The sequence below is a fragment of the Streptomyces olivaceus genome, from assembly GCF_000721235.1.
Taxonomy (GTDB): Bacteria; Actinomycetota; Actinomycetes; order Streptomycetales; family Streptomycetaceae; genus Streptomyces; species Streptomyces olivaceus.
In genome coordinates this window covers 28,586-53,713 of the sequence record NZ_JOFH01000026.1, presented here as the reverse complement: position 1 = coordinate 53,713, position 25,128 = coordinate 28,586, and the positions used below count along the sequence as shown (strand labels likewise).

The 25,128-nt window shown below is 72.7% G+C and carries 24 protein-coding genes; 13 read left to right on the top strand and 11 right to left on the bottom strand.

All coding sequences use genetic code 11. The features are described from left to right. Nucleotides 1-3,927 (bottom strand): non-ribosomal peptide synthetase, encoded by a 3,927-nt coding sequence (locus IG94_RS0126480; protein ID WP_031042224.1) that lies wholly within the window; start codon nucleotides 3,925-3,927, stop codon nucleotides 1-3. Between the two features lie 629 nt (nucleotides 3,928-4,556). On the opposite strand from IG94_RS0126480, the gene IG94_RS0126470 reads away from it, so the two are divergent. Beyond that, nucleotides 4,557-5,678: an FAD-dependent oxidoreductase gene (locus IG94_RS0126470; protein WP_031042218.1), complete on the top strand. Its 1,122-nt coding sequence runs from the start codon at nucleotides 4,557-4,559 to the stop codon at nucleotides 5,676-5,678. A 111-nt stretch (nucleotides 5,679-5,789) separates the two neighbouring features. Here IG94_RS0126470 and IG94_RS0126465 read toward each other — a convergent pair whose 3' ends face one another. Beyond that, entirely contained in the window at nucleotides 5,790-7,217 is a 1,428-nt protein-coding gene (locus IG94_RS0126465) for an MFS transporter (protein WP_107060692.1), read from the bottom strand. Nucleotides 7,218-7,319: 102 nt separating this feature from the next. Between IG94_RS0126465 and IG94_RS0126460 the strand changes: the two genes are divergently transcribed. The 3 genes from IG94_RS0126460 to IG94_RS0126450 all read left to right on the top strand — a co-directional run bounded on the left by IG94_RS0126460 (nucleotide 7,320) and on the right by IG94_RS0126450 (nucleotide 9,501). Continuing rightward, a complete protein-coding gene (locus tag IG94_RS0126460) occupies nucleotides 7,320-8,195 on the top strand; it encodes a helix-turn-helix transcriptional regulator (protein ID WP_031042214.1) in 876 nt (291 codons plus the stop codon). Nucleotides 8,196-8,353: 158 nt separating this feature from the next. Next, nucleotides 8,354-9,121, top strand: a complete 768-nt coding sequence (locus tag IG94_RS0126455; RefSeq protein ID WP_031042212.1) for a HipA family kinase — start codon at nucleotides 8,354-8,356, stop codon at nucleotides 9,119-9,121. Further along, nucleotides 9,118-9,501, top strand: coding sequence for a DUF3037 domain-containing protein (locus tag IG94_RS0126450; protein WP_031042210.1), 384 nt, complete (start codon nucleotides 9,118-9,120; stop codon nucleotides 9,499-9,501). Before IG94_RS0126455 ends, IG94_RS0126450 begins: the two co-directional genes overlap by 4 nt. A 234-nt stretch (nucleotides 9,502-9,735) precedes the next feature. On the opposite strand, the gene IG94_RS0126445 is transcribed toward IG94_RS0126450, so the two are convergent. Further along, nucleotides 9,736-10,515, bottom strand: coding sequence for a hypothetical protein (locus tag IG94_RS0126445; RefSeq protein WP_031042208.1), 780 nt, complete (start codon nucleotides 10,513-10,515; stop codon nucleotides 9,736-9,738). A gap of 264 nt (nucleotides 10,516-10,779) precedes the next feature. On the opposite strand from IG94_RS0126445, the gene fabG reads away from it, so the two are divergent. From fabG to IG94_RS0126420, 5 genes are all read left to right on the top strand, one after another. Then, nucleotides 10,780-11,541: a 3-oxoacyl-ACP reductase FabG gene (fabG, locus tag IG94_RS0126440; protein ID WP_031042205.1), complete on the top strand. Its 762-nt coding sequence runs from the start codon at nucleotides 10,780-10,782 to the stop codon at nucleotides 11,539-11,541. 13 nt (nucleotides 11,542-11,554) lie between these two features. Then, complete coding sequence (locus IG94_RS0126435; RefSeq protein ID WP_031042203.1) at nucleotides 11,555-12,313, top strand: SDR family oxidoreductase; 759 nt, start codon at nucleotides 11,555-11,557, stop codon at nucleotides 12,311-12,313. Nucleotides 12,314-12,523: 210 nt separating this feature from the next. After that, nucleotides 12,524-14,110, top strand: coding sequence for an ABC transporter substrate-binding protein (locus tag IG94_RS0126430; protein WP_031042200.1), 1,587 nt, complete (start codon nucleotides 12,524-12,526; stop codon nucleotides 14,108-14,110). Nucleotides 14,111-14,183: 73 nt separating this feature from the next. Beyond that, nucleotides 14,184-14,867, top strand: coding sequence for a uracil-DNA glycosylase (gene ung, locus IG94_RS0126425; protein ID WP_031042197.1), 684 nt, complete (start codon nucleotides 14,184-14,186; stop codon nucleotides 14,865-14,867). Nucleotides 14,868-15,040: 173 nt separating this feature from the next. After that, nucleotides 15,041-15,586 carry a hypothetical protein gene (locus IG94_RS0126420; protein ID WP_031042194.1) on the top strand — a complete coding sequence of 182 codons (546 nt, stop codon included), beginning with the start codon at nucleotides 15,041-15,043 and terminating at the stop codon, nucleotides 15,584-15,586. 114 nt (nucleotides 15,587-15,700) lie between these two features. Here IG94_RS0126420 and IG94_RS0126415 read toward each other — a convergent pair whose 3' ends face one another. Both IG94_RS0126415 and IG94_RS0126410 read right to left on the bottom strand, forming a co-directional pair. Next, nucleotides 15,701-16,159, bottom strand: a complete 459-nt coding sequence (locus IG94_RS0126415; RefSeq protein ID WP_308043519.1) for a hypothetical protein — start codon at nucleotides 16,157-16,159, stop codon at nucleotides 15,701-15,703. Between the two features lie 151 nt (nucleotides 16,160-16,310). Then, nucleotides 16,311-16,823 carry a DinB family protein gene (locus tag IG94_RS0126410; RefSeq protein ID WP_031042188.1) on the bottom strand — a complete coding sequence of 171 codons (513 nt, stop codon included), beginning with the start codon at nucleotides 16,821-16,823 and terminating at the stop codon, nucleotides 16,311-16,313. Between the two features lie 145 nt (nucleotides 16,824-16,968). Between IG94_RS0126410 and IG94_RS0126405 the strand changes: the two genes are divergently transcribed. Next, the gene (locus IG94_RS0126405) at nucleotides 16,969-17,874 is read left to right on the top strand and encodes a Gfo/Idh/MocA family protein (RefSeq protein ID WP_031042186.1); all 906 of its coding nucleotides are present in this window, start codon (nucleotides 16,969-16,971) and stop codon (nucleotides 17,872-17,874) included. On the opposite strand, the gene lnt is transcribed toward IG94_RS0126405, so the two are convergent. Continuing rightward, the gene (lnt, locus tag IG94_RS0126400; protein WP_031042185.1) at nucleotides 17,798-19,372 is read right to left on the bottom strand and encodes an apolipoprotein N-acyltransferase; all 1,575 of its coding nucleotides are present in this window, start codon (nucleotides 19,370-19,372) and stop codon (nucleotides 17,798-17,800) included. The two genes, IG94_RS0126405 and lnt, sit on opposite strands and share 77 nt — an antisense overlap. A gap of 169 nt (nucleotides 19,373-19,541) precedes the next feature. Between lnt and IG94_RS0126395 the strand changes: the two genes are divergently transcribed. Continuing rightward, nucleotides 19,542-20,282, top strand: coding sequence for an SDR family NAD(P)-dependent oxidoreductase (locus IG94_RS0126395; protein WP_031042184.1), 741 nt, complete (start codon nucleotides 19,542-19,544; stop codon nucleotides 20,280-20,282). 105 nt (nucleotides 20,283-20,387) lie between these two features. Here the strand turns inward: IG94_RS0126395 and IG94_RS40775 are convergent, their stop codons facing one another. Both IG94_RS40775 and IG94_RS0126385 read right to left on the bottom strand, forming a co-directional pair. Beyond that, on the bottom strand, nucleotides 20,388-20,567 hold the full coding sequence (locus tag IG94_RS40775; RefSeq protein WP_031042182.1) for a hypothetical protein: 180 nt from the start codon (nucleotides 20,565-20,567) through the stop codon (nucleotides 20,388-20,390). 168 nt (nucleotides 20,568-20,735) lie between these two features. Continuing rightward, nucleotides 20,736-21,161 (bottom strand): MarR family winged helix-turn-helix transcriptional regulator, encoded by a 426-nt coding sequence (locus tag IG94_RS0126385; RefSeq protein ID WP_031042180.1) that lies wholly within the window; start codon nucleotides 21,159-21,161, stop codon nucleotides 20,736-20,738. A 156-nt stretch (nucleotides 21,162-21,317) separates the two neighbouring features. Here IG94_RS0126385 and IG94_RS0126380 point away from each other — a divergent pair, with 156 nt between their 5' ends. Together IG94_RS0126380 and IG94_RS0126375 are read left to right on the top strand one after the other, a co-directional pair. Beyond that, the gene (locus IG94_RS0126380; RefSeq protein ID WP_031042179.1) at nucleotides 21,318-21,962 is read left to right on the top strand and encodes an MBL fold metallo-hydrolase; all 645 of its coding nucleotides are present in this window, start codon (nucleotides 21,318-21,320) and stop codon (nucleotides 21,960-21,962) included. Between the two features lie 132 nt (nucleotides 21,963-22,094). Next, the gene (locus IG94_RS0126375; RefSeq protein ID WP_031042176.1) at nucleotides 22,095-22,562 is read left to right on the top strand and encodes a hypothetical protein; all 468 of its coding nucleotides are present in this window, start codon (nucleotides 22,095-22,097) and stop codon (nucleotides 22,560-22,562) included. A 70-nt stretch (nucleotides 22,563-22,632) separates the two neighbouring features. Here the strand turns inward: IG94_RS0126375 and IG94_RS40770 are convergent, their stop codons facing one another. From IG94_RS40770 to IG94_RS0126360, 3 genes are all read right to left on the bottom strand, one after another. Next, complete coding sequence (locus tag IG94_RS40770) at nucleotides 22,633-23,007, bottom strand: peptidase inhibitor family I36 protein (RefSeq protein ID WP_157852311.1); 375 nt, start codon at nucleotides 23,005-23,007, stop codon at nucleotides 22,633-22,635. A 255-nt stretch (nucleotides 23,008-23,262) separates the two neighbouring features. Continuing rightward, entirely contained in the window at nucleotides 23,263-24,138 is an 876-nt protein-coding gene (locus tag IG94_RS0126365) for an undecaprenyl-diphosphate phosphatase (protein WP_031042171.1), read from the bottom strand. A 177-nt stretch (nucleotides 24,139-24,315) separates the two neighbouring features. Further along, complete coding sequence (locus tag IG94_RS0126360; protein ID WP_031042168.1) at nucleotides 24,316-25,095, bottom strand: TVP38/TMEM64 family protein; 780 nt, start codon at nucleotides 25,093-25,095, stop codon at nucleotides 24,316-24,318. Nucleotides 25,096-25,128: the final 33 nt, after the last annotated feature.

Sequence of the window (25,128 nt, the reverse complement as noted above, 5' to 3'; positions counted from 1 at the left end):
TCATACGGACCGGCCGTCGAGCCGGGCGAGTTCGTCAGTGATCAGTGCGGCGATACGGGACACCCGCTCACCCTCCAGCACGTCCCAGTGGCCGCCCTCCACCCGCTCGACCACCAGGCCGGCCAGGGCCCGCTCCCCCCAGAAGCGGCGCTGCCTCTCCTCCACCGCGGCCGCCTCCGCGGGGCTCGGGGCCTCCGCGTCGGCCTGGACGAGCAGCAGGGGAGCGGCCGTGGACCGGGGGGTGTGGTCGCGGGCGGCGGCCCGGTTGTGGTTGTAGATCCGGAAGTACCGGTCGATCTGGGCGTCGTCGATGCCGGGATACATGCCGTTGAAGCGGACGAGCCTCGCGCGGAAGTCGTCCGCGCCCACCGGCGCGAACGCGGCCCGCTCGGCCGGGTCGTCGGTGCCGTGCGTGTCGAGCAGGACCACGGCGGACCGGTCGTGACCGGCCTCGGCCAGTCGGCGCCCCATCTCGTGCGCGACCAGACCGCCGTAGGACAGTCCGCACAGCACCAGCGCCTCGCCCGGCTCCGGCCGGACGAGCCGCAGATAGTGCTCCGCCATGGACTCCACGGACGCCAGCGGTTCCTCGCCCGGGTTGAGCCCCAGGGCCTGGACGCCCTGGACGCCGATCCCCTCGGGCAGGGCCGTGGCCAACGGCAGGTAGCAGAAGGCCGTACCGCCCGCGGGATGGACGCACACCACCCGTCCCGCGCCGCCGCCCGCGCGGAACTCGATCAGCGAGTCGTCGCCCTTCGCAGGTACGCCCTCCCGGACCCGTGCCGCCAGGCGCTCGATCGTGGGATGCTCCAGCACCTCGCGTATCGGCAGATCGTGACCGAACTCCTCACGGACCAGGTGCGCGACCTTGATGGCGGACAGGGACGTGCCGCCGACCGCGAAGAAGTCGTCGGTGATGCCCATGCCGGGGTGCACCAGTACCTGCCGCCAGATCCGGTACAGCGACATCTCGACCCGGTCGCGGGGCGCATGGGTGTTGACCTGGGCCGCGGACAGCGCCGAGCGGGCATGCGCCAGCAGGGCCTGGCGGTCCAGCTTGCCGCTGCGGTTCAGGGGAAGCCGCTCGAACTCGGCGAACAGCGACGGAACCATGTAGTCCGGCAGCCGCTCCGACAGCGCGGCACGCCACTCGTGGGGCAGCAGCGGCGAACCGCCGCCGGCCCGGGCCACGCCCGCCACCAGCCGGGTCTCGCCCGCCTCGTCGCGGTCGGCGAGCACCGCGGCCTCCGTGACCCCGGGGACTTCGCGCAGGGCCGCCGCGACCTCCCCGGGCTCGATGCGGAAACCGCGGAGCTTGACCTGGTCGTCGACGCGGCCGACGAACTCGTAGTCACCGTCGGGCAGCAGCCGCGCCAGGTCCCCGGTGCGGTAGACCCGCCCGCCGGGGACGAACGGGTCGGGCAGGAAGCGCTCGTCGGTCAGGTCGGGCCGGTTCAGGTACCCCCGGGCCACACCGGCCCCGCCGATGTACACCTCGCCGGTGACACCCGGCGGCACCGGACGGCGTCCCTGGTCCAGCAGGTGGACGAGGGTGTTGCGGACCGGGCGGCCGATCGGGCACCTGCGGCCGAGGGCCTGCGGCTGGTTGTGGGTGATGCTGTAGACGGTGGTCTCGGTCGGCCCGTAGACGTAGCAGACCCGCAGGCCGGGCAGGACCTCCCGCATCCGGTGGAGCGCCATCTCCGGCAGGGGCTCCGCCCCGGTCGTCACCTGACGCAGCGCCAGGCCGCGCAGCCTGCCCCCGGGGTCCTCGTCGATCCAGGTGATGTACGACGCCGGCAGATAGGCGTGCACGATCTCCCGCTCGCGCATCCAGTCCAGCAGGGCTTCCGGGTCACCGCGCAGGTCCTCGGGCACGACGTGCAGTACGGCACCTGTGGTGAGCGGGAGGAAGAGTTCGTGCACGGAGGCGTCGAAACCGATGCTCGCCCACGCGGAGGAGGGCTCGCCGGGTATCGCGCCGTACTGGTCGAGCCAGTTGCCGATCAGGTTGACAACGTTGCCGTGTGTGACGGCGACACCCTTGGGCCGTCCCGTCGAGCCGGAGGTGTAGATGACGTACGCGAGGTGGGAGGGCCCGATCGCCACGCCCGGGGGATCGTCGCGCTCACCCTCGGCCTCCACCTGCCCGAGCGGCAGCCAGGGCCCGGGCGGGTCCCCGAGGTCGCTGAGGACCAGGGCGGGCGTCGCCTCCTCGACGATCGTCCGCAGCCGGGCGGCCGGCTGGCCCGGGTCCAACGGCAGGTAGGCCGCGCCCGCCTTCAGGATGCCCCACATGCCCACCAGCAGTTCCGCCGTGCGGCCGCAGTGCAGTCCGACGACCTGCTGGGGACGCACGCCCCGGGCGAGGAGGGAGTGGGCGAGCCGGTTCGCGCGCCGGTCGAGTTCGGCGTAGTCGAGCCGTGTCCCCCCGGCCACCACGGCGGGTCCGTGCGGTCGCCCGCGGACCTGCTCCTCGAACAGCTCGACCAGGTCGGCCGCAGGGGAGGGGGCGACCGGCCCGTGGCCCTTGGCGAGCAGCTCGCCGTGCTCCCGGTCGTCGAGCAGGACGAGGTCCGCGACCCGTTGCCCCGGGTCGTCCGCCAACTGCCGCAGCACACGCGTCAGATAGCGGAGGTGCCGCTCAACCGTCCCGCGGTCGAACAGGGCCCGCGCGTAGTCCAGGTACCCGACGAGTCCGCCGTCCTCCTCATGGAGGTACAGGGTGTAGTCGAACTTCGCGGGGGCGAAGTCGATGGCCAGCGGCTCGACCCGGGTGCCGGCGAGTTCCAGGAAGTCCTTGCGCGAGGCGCCCCAGGTCAGCATGGTCTGGAAGAGCGGCCCGTGGGAGAGGCTGCGCCGCGGGTTCACCGCCTCGACCACGTGGGCGAAGGGCAGGTCCTGGTGCCGCAGCACGCTCCGCAGCGAGGCGCGGACGTCACGCAGCGCCTCGGCGCCGGTCGGATTCCCGGACAGGTCGACCCGGTGGGCGAGCGAGTTGACGTAGAAGCCGATCAGCCCGGAGGCCGCGGAACCGCGCCTGCCCTCCACAGGGATGCCCACGACACCGTCCGTCTGCCCGGAGAGCCGGGACAGCAGGATGTGCCAGCCGGCCAGGACGGCCGCGAAGAGAGTGCACTTCTCCTTGCGGGCGGCGGTCCGCAGGGCCGCCGTGAGGTCGGCGTCGAGCCGCACGTGGACGCGGTCGCCGTCGTGGCTCTGCCGCGGCGGCCGGGGCCGGTCCGTGGGGAGCGCGAGCAGGGGCGGCGCACCGTCCAGGTACTCCCGCCAGAAGCCGGCCTGACCGGCCGCCTCGGGACCGTTCACCCACGCGCGCTGCCGGCGGCAGTGGGCGGCGAACTGCTCCGGCAGGGGCGGCAGCGGATGCTCCTCGCCGCGCAGGAGCGCCCCGTAGAGCACGCCGAGTTCCCGCGTCAGAACCTGCCCGGACCTGCCGTCGGAGACGGCGTGGTGCAGGGTCAGCAGCAGCGCGTGGTCGGAGGGTGCGAGGGTGATGAGCCGCCCCCTGACCAGTGGGCCGCGGCGCAGGTCGAACGGTGTCTCGCATTCTTCGCGCTGATGATCGGCGAGCCGCGCCTCCGCGTCGGGCGCACCGCTCAGGTCCTCCACCCGCAGAGGGAGACCGGACTCCGGTGGGCCGACGTCCTGCCGGACCTCGCCGTCCACGTCGACGAACCGGGTACGCAGGGTCTCGTGGCGCGAGACAACGATGTCCAGGGCCCGGCCGAGCAGCGCGCGGTCCAGCGGCCCCCGGATGCGGAACGCCATCGGCTCGTTGTACGCCGCGACGGCGCCGGCCGTCTGCGCCAGGGTCCACAGCCGCTCCTGCCCGAAGGACAGCGGGGGAGGGAAGCCGTCGTCCTGCGAGCCGGGTGAGGAGGCGTGAGGGGTGTGTGTCGCCGTCAAGTGTGGCCTTCTCCCGTGCTGGAACGGTTGCCAAGGGTGTGACCGTGCGTACTCCGCGACGCCTGCCCGTGGGTGAGGCAAGCGGAGCCAATCATTCGGCGGAGCAGATGACCATGTCAACGGCGACCGGCGGGTATTCACCGCCCGCCGGTTCGCGAAGGCGACAACTGGCGCCAATTCACCACCGAGCCGGGGCACGGACTCCGTTAACACCCGGTTACGGCGCGCACTCCGTCCCGCGGTGCGGCAGGCGGCCGAGTCGGGTCGGCCAGGCTGGCGGGCGCTCGGTGTCCCGGTCCTTCCGGGCGGTGGTGACGGGGTCGGGGCCGCCGCACGCGTCGGGCGCCCACGCGATCGGCTCCCGCAGGTTCGTCACGTGGCCGAGGTGGTGGCCCGGCCCGCGGATGCGGTGCGTCGCGATGAAGGCCCTGGCTGCGCGAAGCGGGTCCCGAGTTATAGTCGCAGCGTCGCGAAAAGCGAGGTTCCGCGGGTTCACCGCCGGACATCGCCCGTACATCGACGCAGTTGGTTCTGCTCGTTGAGCGTCTCCCGGCCGGGACCGGACCTCTCGTCCGCTTCCCGGCGAACACCGTCGCCGGCCCCGCGCCGGCGCCCACGAGGAGCGCCGCATGCAGAAGACCACAGCCGTCGTCGGAGCCGGACTGGGCGGACTGACGCTCGCCCGGGTGCTGCAGGTTCACGGTGTCCCCGTGACGATCTACGAGGCCGAGGCGTCGGCGACGACCCGTACGCAGGGCGGCCTGCTCGACATCCACGAGGGGACCGGACAGGTCGCGGTGCGCGCAGCCGGTCTCCACGACGAGTTCCTCGAGCTCGTCCGCCCGGGCGAAGACGCCAAGCGCGTGGTCGACCGCCACGGCACGGTCCTGCTCGACCGGCCTGCGGACCCCGGCTCGGCCCGCCCAGAGGTGGATCGCGGCGAACTGCGGCGCCTGCTCATCGACTCGCTGGCGCCCGGGACGATCAGGTGGGGGCACAGACTCGCTTCGATCCGGCCCCGTCCGGAAGGCGGCCACGACCTCACCTTCGTGGACGGTTCCGCCGCGCGCGCCGACATCGCCATCGGCGCGGACGGCGCCTGGTCGAAGGTGCGTTCACTGCTCACGCCCGCCAAGCCGCTCTACAGCGGCACCTGCTTCATCGAGATCGCCCTCACCGCAGGTGCCCGGAACTCTCGGGCGAGCGTCGCCGCGATCGGCAGCGGCACCCTGATGGCGGTCGCGCCGGGCAAGGGCGTCATCGCCCACCGCTGCGCCGACGGGAGCGTACGCGGGTACGTGGCGCTGAACGGGCCCGAGGAGTGGATGCGGTCGATCGACTTCGGCGACCCGTCCGCGGGCCTCCGCCAACTCGCCGGCGCATTCGAAGGCTGGTCGCCGCTGCTCACCGCCTTCGTGACGGAGAGCGACGCCGAACCACGGCTCCGGCCCGTCTACGCGCTGCCGGTCGGCGTCAGCTGGGACAGGTCGCCCGGCGTGACGCTCGTCGGCGACGCCGCGCATCTGATGTCCCCCTTCGCCGGCGAGGGCGCGAACCTCGCCATGTTCGACGGTGCGGACCTGGCGGGCAAGCTGGTGGAGCACCCCGACGCCGAGGTCGCGCTCGCCGCCTACGAGGAGCGGCTGTTCCCGCGGAGCAGCGACTCCGCCCGCCGCTCGGCACAGAACCTGAACGTGTTCTTCGGCCGGGACGCACCGAAGAGCGTGGTCACGCTGTTCGATCGCTTCTGACACCTCGGTCGTCGATCCCGGCGCGGACCCGGCGGTCGATGCCCCACCCGGTCACGGACGGACTCGGTCACGGGCCGGGCCGGGGTCTCGGAGCGTCGAACCCTCGCCCGGTCAGTCGAACGTGCGGGGCAGGCGCAGGCTCAGCAGGGCCGTCGCGGTGATCAGTGCCAACTGTGCCAGCAGCGTCGTCAGCAGGGCGTCGCGCATGCCCGTGCCGGGGGCCAGGGACAGGAACAGGGTGCCGAGGGTGGCCACGCCCAGGGCCAGGGCCGACTGCTGGACGGTGACCATGACGCCGCTGCCGACGCCCGCCCGGGCCGGCTCCACCTCCGACAGGACCATGCGGAAGAGCACGGGCAGTTGCAGACCCTGGCCGAAGCCGGCCACGGCCGCGCCCGGCAGCAGTACCAGGAACCCGAGGTGCGGCCAGGAGCGCCAGACGGCCAGCGCCATCAGCGCGACACCGGCGGCCTGGAGAACCGCGCCGGCCGGTACCACCCGGCTGCCGTACCGGACGATCAGCCGCGGGCCCACCATCGACGCCGCGAAGTACGTCACCGCCATCGGCGCCAGCGTCAGGCCGGCGGCCACCGGAGAGAGCAGGGCGCCCTGCTGGAGCGCGACCGCGACGACGAACATGAAACCGCTGAAGTTGATGGAGAACGGCACGAGCAGGAGCAGCCCACGCCGCAGCGACACGAGCGCGAAGAGGCTCGGCGGGACCAGCGGTGTCCGCCCCCGGCGGTCCGCGCGCCGCTCCACTGCCCAGAACCCCGCCGCCGCGACCGGGGACACCGCCAGCGACACCCACGTCCACAGCGGCCAGCCCGCCGCCCGGCCCTCCGTGAGCGGGACCAGCAGCGTGATCAGGGACACCGCAAGCAGTACGGTGCCGGGGACGTCCACCGGTTCCGGGCGCGGGGAGCGGGTCTCCGGCAGCGCGCGGGCGGCCAGCACCAGACCGGCCAGTACCACCGGCACATTGACGAGGAACACCGCACGCCACCCGGTGCCCGCGAGGTCGGCGGCGATCAGCACACCGCCCAGGATCTGCCCGGCCACCATCGCCAGACCCGCCGTCGCCCCGTACAGGCTCATCGCCCTGGCGCGGCCCGGACCGGACGTCGTCGCCTGGATCGTGGCCAGCACCTGCGGCAGCATCGCCGCGGCCGACGCGCCCTGCGCCACCCGCCCCGCCACCAGTGACCACGCGTCCGGCGCCAGCCCGCACGCCAGCGAGGTCAGTCCGAAGGCGGCCATACCGGCGAGGAAGAGCCGCCGCCGGCCGAACAGGTCGCCGAGCCGCCCGCCGAGGACCAGCAGCACGGCGTACGACACGCCGTAACCGGCGACGACCAGCTCCAGCATGGCCTCGCTCGCCGAGAGACCGGCGGCGATGCCGGGCAGCGCGACATTGACGATGAAGAAGTCGATGAGGGGGAGTGCCGCGCCCAGCAGCACGGTGAACAGGGCCGGGCCGGTCAGCGCCGGGGGCGCCGGGACCGGCCGGGCGGTACGGGACATCAGGGTTTCGGTCACGCCACCGAGGCTGACGCGCCGCCCAGGGTGGTACCAGAGTGTCTTTGTCCTGGTAGTGGGAACACCTGGCAACAGGCTCGGGGGCGCGGCAGACTGGTACCCATGACGAGTACGGCCGACGCCACGACCGGCCCGAGCAGCAGCACGGTGCGGCGGCACGAGCTCGCCGCCTTCCTGCGCAGCCGCCGGGAGCGGATCAGCCCCGAGCAGGTCGGGTTGGCACGGGGCCTGCGGCGCCGCACGCCGGGCCTGCGGCGCGAGGAGGTCGCCCAGCTCTCCGCCGTCGGCGTCACCTGGTACACCTGGCTGGAGCAGGCCCGCGACATCCAGGTCTCCGTGCAGGTCCTCGACGCCATCGCGCGCGCCCTGCTGCTCGACCCCAGCGAGCGCGGCCACCTCTTCCGGCTCGCCGACGCCGCCGACCCCAGTCCGGCGACCGTCTGCCCGGTCGTCACCCCGGACCTGCGCGCCCTGCTGGAACAGGTCGAGCCGTTCCCGGCCTGCCTGCAGAACGGCCGGTACGACATCCTGGCCCACAACCGCACCTACGGCCTGCTCCTCTGCGACCTCGACGCGCTGCCGCCCGAGGACCGCAACTGCATCATCCTCTCCTACACCCATCCCGAGTGGCAGTCGTCGATCGTGGACCTCCAGGACACGCAGCGGCTGATGGCCGCCCGGTTCCGCGCCGCCATGGCCGGCCACCTCGCGGAACCGGCCTGGAAGGTGCTGCTGAAGCGGCTGTGCGACCAGTCTCCCGAGTTCCGCGCCCAGTGGGACCGGCACGAGGTCGTCGCCCACCGCACCAAGCGGAAGGAGTACCACAACCGGTACGTCGGCCGGCTCGTCCTGCACCACACCGACCTCTGGCTCGGACCGCAGTCGGGGCCGCGCATGGTCACCTACGTCCCGGCCGACGACGTCACCCGGAAGCGCGTCGAGGAACTGCACGCCCTCGCGACGGAGCGCGCCGGGTGAGGCGGAGGGCCCGGACGCTCCCCGCCGCCGATCACCCGCGGTTACTATGCTCCCTTCGTACCGGAGGCGGGGAACAGGCAAGGGGTGGACTCCACCCTTCCGCCTCTCCTCCGGCCGATCGTCGACTGCGAGGCCGAAGAGATGGATGACCTGGGGACATGCTCCACGAGGTGACCGCTACCCGCTACATCACGCCCTTGCGCGAGGGCGGCTCGCTCCCGGGGCTGGTCGAGGCCGACGACCTCGGGACGTATGTCCTGAAGTTCACCGGCGCGGGGCAGGGCCGCAAGACGCTCGTCGCCGAGGTGGTCTGCGGCGAACTCGCGCGGCGGCTGGGCTTCAGGGTGCCGCGCCTGGTGACGGTCGGCCTCGATCCGGTCATCGGGCTCGGCGAACCCGACCCCCAGGTGCAGGACCTGCTCAAGTCCAGCGGCGGCACCAACCTCGGCATGGGCTTCCTCTCCGGCGCCCTCGGCTTCGACCCGCTGGCCTTCGAGGTGAGCCCCGAGGAGGCCGGGCGGATCGTGTGGTTCGACGCGCTGGTGAACAACGTCGACCGGTCCTGGCGCAACCCCAACCTGTTGCGGTGGCGCGGCGAGACGTGGCTCATCGACCACGGCGCCACCATGATCTGGCACCACAACTGGCCCGGCGCCGAGACCTCCGCCGCCCGCCCCTACGACGCCGCCGACCACGTCCTCGCCCGTTTCGCACCGGACGTCCGCGCGGCCGCCGCTGCGCTCGCCCCCCTGGTCACCGAGGACCTCCTCGCCGAGGTCACCGCCGAGATCCCCGAGGTCTGGCTGCGCGACGAGCCCGGGTTCGCGACGCCGGACGACCTTCGGCGGGCCTACGCCCGGCCACTGCTCGCCCGGGCCGCCACGATCCACGAACGGGTCGGACAGGGCACGGAGGGGGACCGGTGAGCGACCGCCACGTCTTCGAGTACGCGCTGCTGCGCGTCGTGCCCCGCGTCGAGCGCGGTGAGCGCGTCAACGCGGGGGTCCTCGTGTACTGCCGCGCCAAGTCCTACGTCGGGGCGCTCACCCACCTCGACGAGACCCGGCTGCTGGCCCTCGATCCGCATGCGGACCTGCCCGGAGTACGGGCGGCGCTGCGGGCCGTGGAGGGCGTGTGCGCCGGCGGGGACGCGGCCGGCCAGGCGGCCGGGGACGATCCCGGCCGCCGGTTCCGCTGGCTGGTCGCGCCCCGCTCCACCGTGGTCCAGCCGGGCCCCGTCCACACCGGTCTCACCGCCGACCCGGCGGCCGAGACGGAACGGCTCCTCGACCTGCTGGTGCGGTAGGCCGTGCCGGTGCGGTAGGCGCGCGGGGATACGGGCGGGCGGGTCCGCGCGGGGCGGGCCTCGCACCGCCGTCTGCTCCGCTGCCTGCTCCGGCGTACGCGGCGCGTACGCACCGTGTTCGCGCCGCCTGCGCACGTTCGCGGTGGCGTTCGGGGTGGCGTTCGCGCCGTGGTCCACCCGGACGGGACCCGTTCGCGGCGGGTCCCCGGTGGCGCCGTTCGTCCGGGCGCGGCGTCAGGCGTTGCGGCGCCGCCGCAGCAGCGCGTACCCCGCGGCCAGCGCGGCGCTCGCCACGCAGCCCAGCCCGATCGCGATGTCCTGGCCGCTCGGGCCGTTGGACGAGGCGCCGCCGAGTCCGCCCTGGGTACCGAGGGTCGGCGCGGCGGTGGGAGAGGCCACCGGCGCCGAGGTGGCGGGGGCGGGCGTGGTGGCCGCGGGGGCCGGTGCGGTGGGGGTGGGGCGCGGCTTGGAGGTCGCGGAGATCGTCGGGTCCGAGGCCCAGTGCTGCGGCGCCGCGGCCTGGGCGCCCTCGTACGCCTCCCGGGACCCGCCGTTCCCGCCCTGCTCGGGCCGGCCCCCGTCCGGCCGGGCCTGGCCGAGGCCGTTCCCGGCGATGCCGTTTCCGCCGAGGTGGCTCCCGCCGGGGTCGCTCCCGTCGAGCCGGCCCCCGTCGGGGCGGCCTTCGTCGACGCGCCCCGCGTCGAACCCGTCCTGCTCGACCCCCTCCTGGCCGAACCAGTCCTGGCCGGCTCCTTCCGGGCCGGGCGGATCGTCGGCGTACCCGCCCTGGTCCGCTCCGCCCGCGTCGAGCAGACCCCCGTCGGCGGAGTCCTGGGGCAGGGCGTCCGGGGACAGGGGCTCCGGGCCGCCCGGATCGGCGTCGAGGGCGGGTGGGGCCGCCTCCTGGTGGACGGGGCTCCGGGCCTCCAGGCCCTCGGCGTGTGCGGTGTCGGTCAGCGGCACGAGCGCGGCGATCGCGACGGCTATGCCTGCGGCACCGGTGTGACGGCGCATGGACGCCTCCTTTCCGGTCACGAATGGGTCGCGTCTCGACGCTAGGGTCCCGGTGGCCCGGCGGCCCGCAGCGCTGGGCCGATCGGGCGAGCGGCGCAGGGGGCCGCTCCCGTCGGCCGGGTAATGGATCACACCGGCCGGGCGTCCCGTTGACACCGGGTGCCAGGGCTTCTAGCGTCACGTCTGCGGAAGGTACTAAGCGGTCGCTCACCCAAGGGCGCACGCTCCGCACGGGCCGCATCACCAGGACGAGGAGAAGCATCGATGTCCACCACTGAGCAGCGGGTCGCCGTCGTCACCGGAGCCGCGCGCGGCATCGGTGCCGCCACCGCCGTACGACTGGCCGCCGAGGGCCGCGCCGTCGCCGTCGTCGACCTCGACGAGGCCGCCTGCAAGGACACCGTGGAGAAGATCACCGCGGCCGGCGGCCGGGCGCTCGCGGTCGGCTGCGACGTCTCGGACGAGGCGCAGGTCGAGGCGGCCGTCGCGCGGATCGCCGAGGAACTGGGCGCCCCGACGGTCCTCGTGAACAACGCGGGCGTGCTGCGCGACAACCTGCTGTTCAAGATGAGCGCCTCGGACTGGGACACCGTCATGAACGTGCATCTGCGCGGTGCCTTCCTGATGTCGAAGGCCTGCCAGAAGCACATGGTGGACGCCGGGTTCGGCCGTATCGTCAACCTCTCCTCGTCCTCCGCGCTCGGCAACCGCGGCCAGGTCAACTACTCCGCCGCCAAGGCCGGCCTCCAGGGCTTCACCAAGACCCTCGCCAAGGAGCTGGGCAAGTTCGGCGTGACCGCCAACTCCGTCGCCCCGGGCTTCATCGCCACCGACATGACCGCCGCCACCGCCGAGCGCGTCGGCATGGGCTTCGAGGACTTCAAGGCCGCCGCCGCCACCCAGATCCCGGTCGCCCGGGTCGGTGAGCCCGACGACATCGCCAACGCCATCGCCTTCTTCACCGGCGAGGCCGCCGGCTTCGTCTCCGGCCAGGTGCTGTACGTGGCCGGCGGACCGCTCGACTAGGAAGACCGGGACAATGACTGCTGTGGAACTCTCCGGCAAGGTCGCGCTCGTCACGGGCGCCAGCCGCGGCATCGGCTACGGCGTCGCCGAGGCACTGGTCGCGCGCGGCGACCGGGTCTGCATCACCGGACGCAACGAGGACGCCCTGAAGGAGGCCGTCGAGAAGCTCGGCGCCGACCGGGTCATCGGCGTCGCCGGCAAGGCCCACGACGAGGCCCACCAGGCCGTCGCCGTCGAGCGGGTGATGGACGCCTTCGGCCGCGTCGACTTCCTCGTCAACAACGCGGGTACCAACCCGGTGTTCGGGCCGATCGCCGACATGGACCTGAACGTCGCGCGCAAGGTCTTCGAGACCAACGTGCTCTCGGCGCTCGGCTTCGCCCAGCGCACCTGGCACGCCTGGCAGAAGGACAACGGCGGCGCGATCGTCAACATCGCCTCGGTCGCCGGCCTCTCGCCCTCGCCCTTCATCGCCGCGTACGGCGTCAGCAAGGCCGCGCTGATCAACCTCACCGCGCAACTGGCGCACGAGTTCGCGCCCGCGGTGCGGGTCAACGCGATCGCCCCGGCGGTCGTGAAGACCAAGTTCGCCGCCGCCCTGTACGAGGGCCGCGAGGAGGAGGCCGCCGCCGGCTACCCGCTGGGCCGCCTCGGCGTGCCCTCCGACATCGGGGGCGCCGCGTCGTTCCTCACCTCGGAGCAGTCCGCCTGGGTCACCGGCCAGACGCTCGTCGTCGACGGAGGCGTCTTCCTCAACGCCGGCGTGGGCTGATCGCGCCCCGGAGGACCTCTCGGACCGATCCCGGACACGGGCGCCGTCGACCGCCGACGGCGCCCGTGTCCGCGTTCCGGAACCCCGCGCACGATGACAACGTAGTCATCCCAAAACGATCAAATGGCCTGCTCAGAAGGGGGGTTCGGGCGGCTCGGCGCTGCGGTATGGTCTGCCGACCCTTGGTACGGCGGATCGAGGAGCGCGCACGTGTTCAACCGGAAGCGGCGCCTGCGCCGGGTGGTGGCCATCGTGTCCCTGTCGTCGCTGGCCACCGGATGCGGCCTCCTGTCGCCCGACGGCCCCGAGGACGACGGGCCGATCGTCGTCGGGACGACCAGCGCGCCCAGCACCCTGGACCCGGCCGCCTCCTGGGACGGCTCCTGGGAACTGTTCCGGAACGTCTACCAGACGCTGCTCAGCTATCCGGACGGCGCGACCGCGCCGGAGCCCGACGCGGCCGAGCAGTGCGCGTTGACCGACTCCGCGAACCAGGTGTACCGCTGCGAGCTGCGCGAGGGCCTGACCTTCTCCAACGGGCACAGCCTCGACGCCCTGGCCGTCAAGCACTCCATCGACCGGATCAAGGAGATCGACGTCAACGGCGGCCCGGCCGGCCTGCTCGGCAGCCTCGAACGGGTCCAGGCACCGAGCGCGCGCGAGGTGGTCTTCCACCTCGACAAGCCCGACGCCACCTTCCCGTTCGTCCTCGCCACGCCTGCCATGTCGATCGTCGACCCGAGCGGCTACCCGGCCGACGCCCTGCGCGAGGACGGCGAGGCCGTCGGCTCGGGCCCGTACACCCTCCGGTCGTACGAGGACGGCGTGCGGGCCGAACTCGTGCGCAACGACCGCTACCGGGGCTTCGCCGAGCGCCGCAACGACGCGGTGACCGTCCGCTACTTCAAGGACTCCGCCGGCATGGTCGAGGCGCTGCGCGACGACGACATCCAGGTGACGTACCGCGGCCTGGCGGCCGACGACGTCATCGGGCTGCAGGCCAAGGACGCCGGGGACGAGGCGCTCCGGCTCGTCGAGGGCAGCGGCACCGAGATCAGCTACCTCGTCTTCAACCCCGAGGACCCGTGGGCGGGCCGCAGGGAGGTCCGCCGCGCCGTCGCCCAGATCGTCGACCGGGCGACCCTCGCGCACGAGGTCTACCAGGACACCGTCGACCCGCTGTACTCCATGGTCCCCAAGGGCCTGACCGGGCACACCACGGGCTTCTTCGACGACTACGGCGACCCCAGCGTCCCCAAGGCCCGGAAACTGCTCACCGAGGCCGGCATCACCGAACGGGTCCCGCTCACCCTCTGGTACACCAGCGACCGCTACGGCTCCGAGACGGCGACCGGGTTCAAGGAGATCAAGCGCCAGCTCGACGCCTCCGGTCTCTTCGAGATCACCCTCGAAAGCCGCCCCTGGAAGACGTACGTCACCGGCTACCAGAAGGGCGAGTACCCGGTGTTCGGGCGCGGCTGGTCCCCGGACTTCCCGGACGCGGAGAACTTCATCGCCCCCTTCGTGGGTGAGCAGAACGCGCTCGGCACGCCCTACCCGGCCCCGGAGATCACCGGCGAGCTGCTGCCGCGCTCCCGCCGGGAGAGCGACCGCGCCGACGTGGAGCGGGAGTTCGAGCGCGCGCAGCAGATCATCGTGGACGACGCACGGCTGCTGCCCCTGTGGCAGGGCAAGCAGTACGTGGCCGTCAGCACGGAGATCTCGGGCGTGGAACAGGCCATGGACCCGTCGACGATCATGATGATGTGGCAGCTGAGCCGCAAGACCGGTTGGTAGGCGCGCCGGTTGTCAGTGGCCGCCGGTAGGTTCTGTGGAAGTGGAAGCGACCGCACAGCGTAAGGAAGTCGACGTGACCGACACCGCCATCCTGCCCGAGTCCTGGCGCGAGGCCCTGGGCGGCGAACTGCAGCAGCCCTACTTCAAGGAGCTGATGGAGTTCGTCGAGGAGGAGCGGGCGAACGGCCCCGTCTACCCGCCCCGCGAGGAGGTCTTCGCCGCGCTGGAGGCGACGCCGTACGACCGGGTGAAGGTGCTGGTCCTCGGACAGGACCCGTACCACGGCGAGGGGCAGGGCCACGGGCTGTGCTTCTCGGTCCGGCCGGGGGTGAAGGTCCCGCCGTCCCTGCGCAACATCTACAAGGAGATGCACGCGGAGCTGGGCACCCCCGTCCCGGACAACGGCTACCTGATGCCCTGGGCCGAGCAGGGCGTGCTGCTGCTCAACGCGGTGCTCACCGTCCGGGCGGGCGAGGCGAACTCGCACAAGTCCCGCGGCTGGGAGCTGTTCACCGACGCGGTGATCCGCGCGGTGGTCCGCCGCGACGACCCGGCGGTGTTCGTGCTCTGGGGCAACTACGCGCAGAAGAAGCTGCCGCTGATCGACGAGAGCAGGCACCGGGTGGTCAAGGGTGCGCACCCCTCGCCGCTGTCGGCGAAGAAGTTCTTCGGCTCCCGCCCGTTCACGCAGATCAACGAGGCGATCGCGGCGCAGGGCCACGACCCGGTCGACTGGACCGTCCCGAACCTGGGCTGACTCCGGCGCGCGGACGCCGGGGCCGGGTCCGCGGTCCGCGGGGGCCGTGAGGGGGGGGCGCGTGCGGCCCGCGTGTCCCGGGTCCGCGCGTCGCCCGGGACGCCTGACCGGTAATACGGGTGCCTGCGGTTAGCGTCGTCGTCAAGGCAGCCGACGAGGGCACGGAGGACGCGGTGGCGCAGGGACAGGAGCAGACGGCGCCGGACGCCGTGCCGACGCGGATCGGGCAGGTCGTCATGCTGCATCACGCCGGGGACCGCGAAGAGGCCCGGGACCGATTCCTCGTCCTGTGGGCGGAGATCGGCGAGCACGGCGACGCCCTGCACCGCTGCACGCTGGCCCACTACCTGGCCGACACCCAGGACGATCCCGCGGACGAACTGGCCTGGGACCTCCGGGCGTTGTCGGCCGCCGAGGAACTGACCGGGGAGCGGCCGGCCGCCGCACGGCACCCGGGCGCCCTCGCCGCGCGTGTTCTGACCCCCTCGCTCCACCTCAACCTGGCCGCGGACTACGACCGCCTCGGCCGCCGCGAGGCCGCCCGCGCACACCTGGGGCGCGCCCGGGCCGCGGCCGAGCACCTCGCGCCGGACCGCTACGGCGAGGGTGTCCGGGCCGCGATCGACCGGCTGGGACGCCGCTTGGACGACGGAGGGCACGGCCCGGACGCGCCCGACCGGCCGGACGGCCCGGGCCGTCCACCGCGACAGCGGCCTTAGCCCGGCCCGGCCACGGCTTCCACACCGGCCCCCCGCCCGGGAGCAGGAGCCCGGTGCCGGAGCCGAGGCCGGAGTGCCGGACCCCAGAGGGAGCCGCAGCCGGAGCGCCCGACGTCAACGGCCGTACGCCTGCTCGCAGATGCGCGCCTCGGGGCTGCCCGGGCGCCAGCCGCCGTACTGCTTGCCGAGGGAGCACACGTTCGCGTTCTTTCCCGCGTCCGCGCCGGACGAGCCGGGAAGCTCGGGGACCTTCGGCCGGGGCGGTGCGGGGCGGCCGGTGTCCTTCGGTGCCGGCCCGGCGGACCGGGGCTGCTCGGGTCCGGCCGGCGGCGCCGGCGCGTCGTGCGGGGCGGCGGACGCGGAGCGTTTCGTACGCCGTGGTTCCCCGGTGCCGCCGTCCGCGGAGGCGGAGGGACCGATCATCTCCAGCGCCTCGCGGGCGGGGGCCTGTACGACCCGCGGCTCGGCCGGGCCCTCCGGACGCGGCGCGGACGAGCGGGGACCCGCGGCCGGCAGATCGGGCGTGGCCGGGCCCCGGACCGTCGTACAGCCGGCCAGGGCCGTGACAGCCACGGTCACCAGAAGTGTTGCGGTGGTCGTCGTTCGATGCACCCGCGTCACTCTGCTGCTTCCGGACCCGCCCGCGGCACCGGACGAGCACAGGTTGCCCCGCACGGGTGATGTCGGGCCCCGTACGGACGCCCGCGGACGACCGGAGGTGACGTCATTCGCCCGTGGCGCCGTCCAGGCGCTCGCGGATCAGGTCGGCGTGCCCGTTGTGCCGCGCGTACTCCTCGATCATGTGGGTGTGGATCCAGCGCAGCGTGTAGCGCTCACCGGTGCGCAGGTGCCTGCCCCGGGTCGGTTCGTCCAGGGGGACCCCCGCCGCGTTGCGCCGGGCCGCCGCGATCTCGGCCTGCCAGGTGGTGTGGGCCTCCTGCCAGGTGTCGGACCCGGTGAGCCGGAACTCGCCGTCCGGGTCCTCGTCGCCGTAGTACAGGGGGCCGGCGTCCTCGGCCGCGAGCACCCTGCGGTACCAGCTGCGCTCCACCTCCGCCATGTGCCGCACCAGGCCCATCAGGGACAGGTTCGACGGGGCGACGGCAGGCGTCCTCAACTGCTCGTCGGTCAGGCCCTCGCACTTCCACGCGAGGGTCTTCCGGTGGTACTCCAGCCAGCCCTCCAGCATGGCGCGTTCGTCGAGGTCGGGTGCGGGTTCGCGGCGCTCGGTCGTCATGCCGTCATCCTTGCCCAGCGAGACCCGCCCCACCAGCGGTTTTCAGCCCGGCACGGGGCCCCGCCCCCTACCGGCGGGGAGTCCGCCGCCGCCCCCGTATGCTGTCCGGCGGACCAGGTCGGCGAGCAGCTGAGGAGCACACCCCGTGAAGGTCGGCTGCATCGGACTCGGCGACATCGCGCAGAAGGCCTACCTGCCGGTGCTCGCCGCTCTCCCCGGGCTCGAACTGCACCTGCAGACCCGCACCCCCGCCACCCTCACCCGGGTCGCCGACACGCTGCGCGTCCCGCCGGCGCAGCGCCACGCGGACCTCGACGCGCTCCTCGCCCAGGACCTCGACGCCGCCTTCGTGCACGCGCCGACCTCCGTCCACCCGCAGATCGTGACCCGGCTGCTCGAAGCGGGCGTCCCCACCTACGTCGACAAGCCCCTCGCCTACGAACTCGCCGACTCCGAGCGCCTGGTCGCCCTCGCCGACGCGCGGCGCACCAGCCTCGCCGTCGGCTTCAACCGGCGCCACGCCCCGGGCTACGCGCAGTGCGCCGAGCACCCGCGCGAGCTGATCCTCATGCAGAAGAACCGCACCGGGCTGCCGGAGGAACCGCGCACCATGATCCTCGACGACTTCATCCACGTCGTCGACACGCTGCGCTTCCTGGTGCCCGGCCCGGTCGACGACGTGACCGTGCGCGCCCGCACCGAGGAGGGGCTGCTCCACCACGTCGTCCTCCAGCTCGCCGGGGACGGCTTCACCGCGCTCGGCGTCATGAACCGGCTCAGCGGCTCGGCCGAGGAGATCCTGGAGGTCTCCGGCCAGGACACCAAGCGCCAGGTGGTCAATCTCGCCGAGGTGATCGACCACAAGGGCCAGCCCACCGTGCGGCGGCGCGGCGACTGGGTCCCGGTGGCCCGCCAGCGCGGCATCGAGCAGGCGGTGCTCGCCTTCCTCGACGCGGTGCGGGAGGGGCGGCTGCTCAGCGCCCGGGACGCGCTGCTGACCCATGAGCTGTGCGAGCGGGTGGTGCGGGAGGCACGGGCGGGGTCCGCCTGAGCCGCACCGCGCGTACGCCCTCGGCGGTGGCCCAGCCCGCGAGGACCAGCAGCGCCGCGTGCACCGCCCAGTCGCCGTGGCGGACGTACGGGGTGCTGCCGTGCGCCAGCGGAACCTCGTACACCCGCGAAGTGCTCGCGCCGGTGCCGAGCCACGAGCCGATCCGCGCGCCGTTCGCGTCGTAGACGGCGGAGACGCCGGTCAGCGTCGCGTGCACCATCGGCCGGCCGGTCTCGGCGGCGCGCAGGGCGGCGAGCGAGGCGTGCTGCTCCGGAGCCCAGGTGTGCTGGAACGTCGAGGTCGAGGACTGGGCGAGCAGGATCTCGGCACCGTCGGCGGCCAGTTGGCGGCTCATGTCGGGGAAGGCGCTCTCGAAGCACACCATCGGCCCGATCCGCAGCCCGCCCCCGACGTCCATCACCACCTGCCCGGTGCCCTTCCTGCGGTCCTCGCCCGCCGCCTTGCCGACGGAGGTGGCCCAGCCGAGCAGTGAGCGGGCCGGTACGTACTCCCCGAAGGGGACGAGCCGCATCTTGTCGTACCGGTCGCCGGTCGGGCCGTCGGGTCCGACCAGCACCGAACTCTTGTAGATGCCGGGCTTGTCGGAGCGCCGTGCGTCCACGTTGACCAGGACGTCGGCGCCCGTGTCCCGGGACAGCGCGGCCAGTCGCCGGGCCAGGTCGGGCCGGTCGTCCAGGTCGAAGCCGACGCTGCTCTCGCCCCAGACGATCAGGTCGAGGCCCCGGTCGGCGAGCCGGCGGGTCAGCCGCTCCTCGCGGTCGAAGCGCCGGTCGGCGCTGTCCGGTCCGGAGACGACGCCGGGCTGCACCACGGCGATCGCGGCCCGCTCGTCGGTGCCGGGGCGCGGCGACCAGACCCAGGCGGCGGAGGTGGCCGCGGCCGTGGCGACGAGACCCGCCAGGGCCGGCACCCTCGCCCGGCGCACCGCGACGAGGACGGCGACGGCGACGTTGACGGCCACCACCAGGAAGCTGAGCAGCCACACCCCGCCCACCGAGGCCAGTCGCAGGGCCGGCGCCACCTGCCACTGGCTGGCGCCCAGCATCCCCCACGGCCCGCCCAGGCCCTGCCAGGACCGGACCAGTTCCGCCAGCAGCCAGCCCGACGGCAGCACCACGAGGGCCGCGGCGCCCCGGCCCGCGGACGGCGCCCCGCCCAGCAGCCGGTGGACCAGCAGACCCCAGGGGACCCAGAGCAGGCCGAGCAGCGCCGCGATGACGAACGTGAACACGTGCAGGTTCGGCAGCAGCCAGTGGTGCATGGCCAGCACGAACCCGAACCCCCCGCACCAGCCGTCGTACGCCGCCCGCCTGCCGCGCGGCGCGGTGCGGACCAGCAGGATCCAGGGGACCAGCGCCACGTAGGCCCACCACCACAGGGCGGGGCCCGGGAAGGCGAGCACCGGCAGCGCGCCGGCGAGCGCGGCCGCGACCGCGCGCCGCCACGGGGAGGCGAGCCAGTGGTCGAGCGTCTTCATGGGCGCCTCCCTACCCCCTGATGCCTTCAGTGTGCGCTCGCGACGAGGGCGAATTCAGTTGATCACACCGAGCCCTGCGGGGCGCGGGTCCGGGCGGCGTCCGACACCTCCTCAAGGGCGATCGATTCCTCTAGGGTGATCGATGATCGATCAAAATATGGAGGTATTCATGGTGCGGCCTCTCACGGTGGTCACCGGCGGCGGCCGGGGGATCGGTGCGGCGACCTGCCTGCGGCTCGCGGCGGACGGACACGACGTCGTCGTCGGCTACGCGCGCGACTCGGCGGCGGCCGAGTCGGTGGTCGCCGGGGTGCGCGAGGCGGGCGGACGGGGCGTGGCGGTGCGGGCGGACACCTCGGTGGAGGCCGACGTCGACCGGCTCTTCGACGTGGCCGAGGAGCGCCTCGGCCCGGTCACGGGACTGGTGAACAACGCGGCCGTGACCGGCCCGCTCGGGCGCCTCGCCGACAGCGACCCCGCGGACCTGCGCCGGGTCCTCGACGTCAACCTGCTGGGCGTGCTGCTCTGCGCCAGGCGTGCCGCGCGGCTGATGACGGCGCGGGGCGGCGGCGTCGTCGTGAACGTGTCGTCGGGCGCGGCGACCCTGGGCAGTCCCGGGGAGTACGTGCACTACGCGGCGACCAAGGCGGGCGTCGACGCGCTGACGCTGGGGCTGGCCAAGGAGCTCGGTCCGGACGGGATCAGGGTGAACGCCGTCGCGCCCGGCGTGATCGACACCGAGATGCACGCGGCGGCGGGCGACGCGGACCGGGCGCGGCGGATGGGGGCGACGGTGCCGATGGGGCGGGCGGGACGGGCGGAGGAGATCGCCGCCGCGATCTCCTGGCTGATGTCGTCCGACGCGTCGTACACGACGGGCACGGTGCTCCGCGTGGCGGGCGGTCGCTGACACCGGCGGGACCGGCCGGGACGGGCTGCACTCTCCGGGGGGTGCGCTACGGCGCCGAGAACCTGGCCCGTGGGGGCCGCCCTCCCGGCCCGGAAGGACCCCGCCTCAGGCCGCCTCGATGACCTCGCCGCGGATCGCGGTCGCCCACTCGACCACCAGCAGCTCGTACTCCACACGCTCCTGCGCGGACAGGGTCCCGCCCGCGCGCCGCCACAGCGCACGGATCTGATCGTTCAGTTCCGCGGCGGACCGCACGGAACCAGGGGTCGCGTATTTGGGGGACATGCGGACAAGCCTAGGGGCAAGCACTGACACTGCGCTACCGGACGGCTACGCGGCCGGCAGCGGTGGACCAGCTCCGGGTGCGCGTGTCCCGTCGGCTCCCAGCCTCGGACTGCCCGGTGGTCCACCAGTCCCCGAAGGCCCCCTGCCCGCCCGGACGGCAGCCCCGGCTTACCTGCCATCCAAGTGTGTGGCAAGGCGCGACAGCAGTGGCAGCGCCGCCTCAAGCGTCTTTCGTTCATCGGAACCGAGGGCATCGTTGATCGCGGTGCCGAGCCAGTGCGCACGCCTTCGGCGCTCCTCGGTCAGACGGTCACTTCCCGCGGGCGTGAGGTGGAGCAACAGCTTGCGGCCGTCGCTGGGGTGTGGCTCGGCACGCACCAGGCCCCGGGTCAGGAGTTCTTTGACCGCCTTGGCAGCCGACTGGTGGCTGACTCCCCGCTGTTGCGCGACATCGGCGGTGGTCAGCGGGCCGCTGCGGTCCAGGTAGCCCAGGACCGCGGCCTCGCCGGGCGGCATCGTGTCGGCGGTGCGCACAGTGCGTACGAGCCGTCCGACAGTCAGGCGAAGTTCCTCAGCCAACTGATTCTCGTCCATGGTGTCAGCTTACCCACATCTATCAACCAAACTGTACACGTTAGCTACATTGATGCTTTGGCGGGTGGCGGCGTCGGATGCGCGCATCGATGCAATGTGTATAGTCAGGTTACATAGTTTGGTTGTAGAAATGTGCCGGCTCGGAAAGGATCCACTGTGAAGCTCACCAAGCACGCCCATGCCTGCGTCACGCTCGAGAAGGACGGCACCCGCCTGGTCATCGACCCCGGCACCTTCACCCCGGACGCGGCGGAAGCCGTCACCCAGGCCCACGCCGTTCTGATCACCCACGAACACTTCGACCACTTCGACGAAAAGCTCGTCGCCGCTGCTCTCGGAGCCCAGAGTGGGCTGCAGGTCTACGGCACAGCCGCTGTCGCGGCCACCCTCGGCAGTCATGACGGCCGCGTCCACGCCGTCGCCGCGGGCGACACCTTCAGCGTCGGTTCCATCACCGCCACCGTCCACGGCCACCGCCACGCGCCGATCCACGCCGACATTCCATGCCCCGACAACGTCGGCTACCTCCTCGACGACGGAGCCGTCTACCACCCCGGCGACGCCTACTTCGCCCCCGACGCTCCCGTACGCACCCTCCTGCTGCCGACGAGCGGCCCATGGACGAAGCTCGGTGAAGCCGCCGACTACGTCCGCGCAGTCAGGCCCGAGCGCATCATCCAGATCCACGAACTCATGCTCAGCGACCTGGGCCAGCACTCCACCGCCAGTCTCCTCGGCGAGAAGGGTCTGACCGGCACGCCCATCGACCGGATCGAGTCCGGCACCACCGTCCGGCTGTAGAGCCCAGGCCCCGGAGAGCGGGCACGCGTTCCTGATCACCTGCTTGTCCTCAACCGCACTTGAGGTCATACGGTCTCCCCATGTCCCGCACGGTGTGCGGGCTCCACACCGAAGTGCACGGAGGGACGTCCCATGACGACACAGCAGGTCTCCGACGCCGAACTCGCCGGACAGCCCGCCGCGTACTGGACCGGTGTCGCCTACGAGGCGCTCATCGCCTACACCCGCGCCCGGCAGGCCGAAAAGGGGTACACCCAGCCCCAGTTCTGGTTGCTGCGCAACCTGTCTGCGAACGACATCTCGCCCGACGGTGAGGGGATGACCCTGCCCGAGCTGCGGAAGGCAATGGCCTCCTACATCCGTCCCGAGGACGACCTGGCGGCGGAAGCAGAGGCGCTCCTTGAACGCGGCCGGCTGACCCAGGACGCCGAGGGCCGGCTGTGGCTCACCCCGGAAGGAGAACAGGCCCGCGTCGATCTGGCCCGCAACGCCCCCGCGATCCGCGCCGCCCTCCACGAGGGCATCGACGACGCGGACTACGTCACCACGGTGAAGGTGCTCCAGCAGCTGATCAGGAACGCGGGTGGGGCGGTCGCCTGATGGACCGCAAGCCTGGGCCAAGGCCCCGCGGGCCGGTATCGAGTTCGAGGGGGACGGTCAGCCGGTCGGCTCAGCCCCCGCAGCCACCGTATTCGAGGGAGCTCACCGCGTTGTCGTAGAGGAAGAGAAGTTCCTGCTTCTCACCCGGCGGGATGGAGTAATGGTGGCCGCGGTAGTCGGCGTCAGTGTAGATACAGACGAACCCCTCGCCACGGTTCCACACCGAGCTGGCTCGGTCGTTCCACGCCCAGCCGATGTCGGGGGTGTCCACCCCGTACTTGAGCTGCAGGTTGCTACCGGTGAGATTGTGGCCATCGTAGAGGCAGATCTCGCCTGTTTCGCAGCGGGTCACGGGTTCATCAGCCGATGCGGTTCCCGGAGCCGCCAGTACGGCGGTCGAGGCGAGGACTGCTCCTGCTAACGAGGCCTTGAATGCCAGTTTCATGATTACCCGTTCTTGTTGTCGCGCGTTGGCATCTGTGCGAACGCGGCCAAGGGCCCGCACGTATGGCGCCCGCCGCATCGCCAGAGCCCCGGCCGTTTCAGCTTCGCCCTTGCGGTCTACTGGATTCTTCCGGTTGTAAAGCTACGGCCGCGGCGGCTCGGAGTCGTCACCCGCTGGTGGACACCTCTGTGTAGCTCGCGCGGGGGACAAGCCCGTGGCCCCGGTCCCGGGTGGGATGCGCATTCACCTGGAAGGTCAGCCGGACGACTCCGCGGCGTGCGGGCTCAGTACTCCCGCCGCGACCAGGGCGATGATGACGATGCCGAGCGCGATGCGGTACCAGACGAACGGCATGAAGCTCTTGGTCGAGATGAACTTCATGAACCATGCGATGACCGCGTATCCGCTGCCGAACGCGATGACCGTGGCGAAGAGCGTCGGCCCCCAGGAGACGTGGTCGTTCTCCATCGCGTCCTTGAGCTCGAACACGCCGGACGCGAGCACCGCCGGGATCGCGAGCAGGAACGAATACCGGGCGGCCGCCTCGCGCCGGTATCCCATGAAGAGACCGCCGCTGATGGTCGCGCCGGAGCGGGAGACGCCGGGGATCAGGGCCGCCGCCTGGCAGAGGCCGTAGATGAGGCCGTCCCGGACGCCGATGTTCTCCAGCTCCTTGCGCTGCTGCGGCGCACGGTGCCGGCCGCCCTTCTCGTCCCGGGCGGCCCTCCGGTCGGCGATGCCGATGACCACGCCGACGACGATCAGCATCGTCGCGGTGATCCGCAGGTCGCGGAAGGGGCCCTCGATGCTGTCCTTCAGCGTGAGGCCGAGCACGCCGATCGGGATCGAGCCGACGATGACCAGCCAGCCCATGCGGGCGTCCGGATTGCGGCGCATCGACTTGTCGGTCAGGGACCGCGTCCACGCCGCGAGAATCCGGCCGATGTCGTTGCGGAAGTAGATGAGCACCGCGGCCTCGGTGCCGATCTGCGTGATCGCCGTGAAGGCCGCACCCGGGTCGTGCCAGCCGGAGAACGCCGCGGTCAGGCGCAGGTGCGCACTGGACGACACGGGAAGGAATTCGGTCAGCCCCTGGACGAGTCCGAGGATGAGGGATTCAAACCAAGACATGAGGTTACGGAGTCCAAAGGGCGGTCGAGAAAGGGTCGACGGACACACCGGACCGCGGTGTGCGGTGATCGGGATCAAGCGTGCCGAGGGGCAGCGTAGCGCCCCAAAATGAAGTCCAGGCCACAGGGGGTGAGTGGCCGCGGCGCCGCCGGGCGGGCCCCCGCGCCGCCGCGGGGGTCAGTCGCCGCGCAGCCGGTGGCGCTTGCGCCACGCCACCACCACGCCCGCGAGGCCCGGCAGGGCGATGCAGGCCAGCGCGATCAGGAAGGCGGGAGACGTCGGGGTCGAGGCGCGGGCGCCCGCGACGACGTAGGCAGCGGTGTTGGGGATCGAGCCGAGCCCCGTCGCCAGCAGGAAGGGCAGCAGACCCATGCGGGAGACGGCCGCGCAGTAGTTGGCCGCGGCGAACGGCACTCCGGGGAACAGCCGCACCGCCAGCATCGACCGGAAACCGTGCCGGCTCAGCTGTCCGTCCGCGGCCTTCAGCCACTTCCCGCGCAGCAGTGGGCGCAGCGCCTCCTGGCCCAGTGCCCGGCCGAGACAGAAGGAGATCCCCGCCCCGAGCACCGTCCCCGCCAGCGCGGCGGCCAGCCCCAGTTGGGAGCCGAACAGCGCGCCGGCGGCCAGGTTCAGCAGCGGACGCGGCACGAACGCGACCGTGCAGACCCCGTAGGCCACCGCGTAGGCGATCGCCGCCGCGGCGCCGCCGAGCTGCGGTGGCCAGCCGTCGGTCAGCAAATCCTGCGGCTGGAACAGGAGAACGGCCGTCGCCGCCGCGGCCAGCAGGGCGACGAGGAGGGAGAGCCGGGACCACGGCGAGAGCAGCACTCTCGTCGCGCGGGCGGCGAAGCCGGTCGGGGCGACCGGTCCGGCCGCGGTGGCGACGGCGAGTTCCGTGGCTGCGGTCCGGGGAGTGACCGTGGCGGTGCCCCCAGAGCGGGTGGTGGCATCGAGCATCCGGTGACACTAACCGACATATGTGTGTGATCG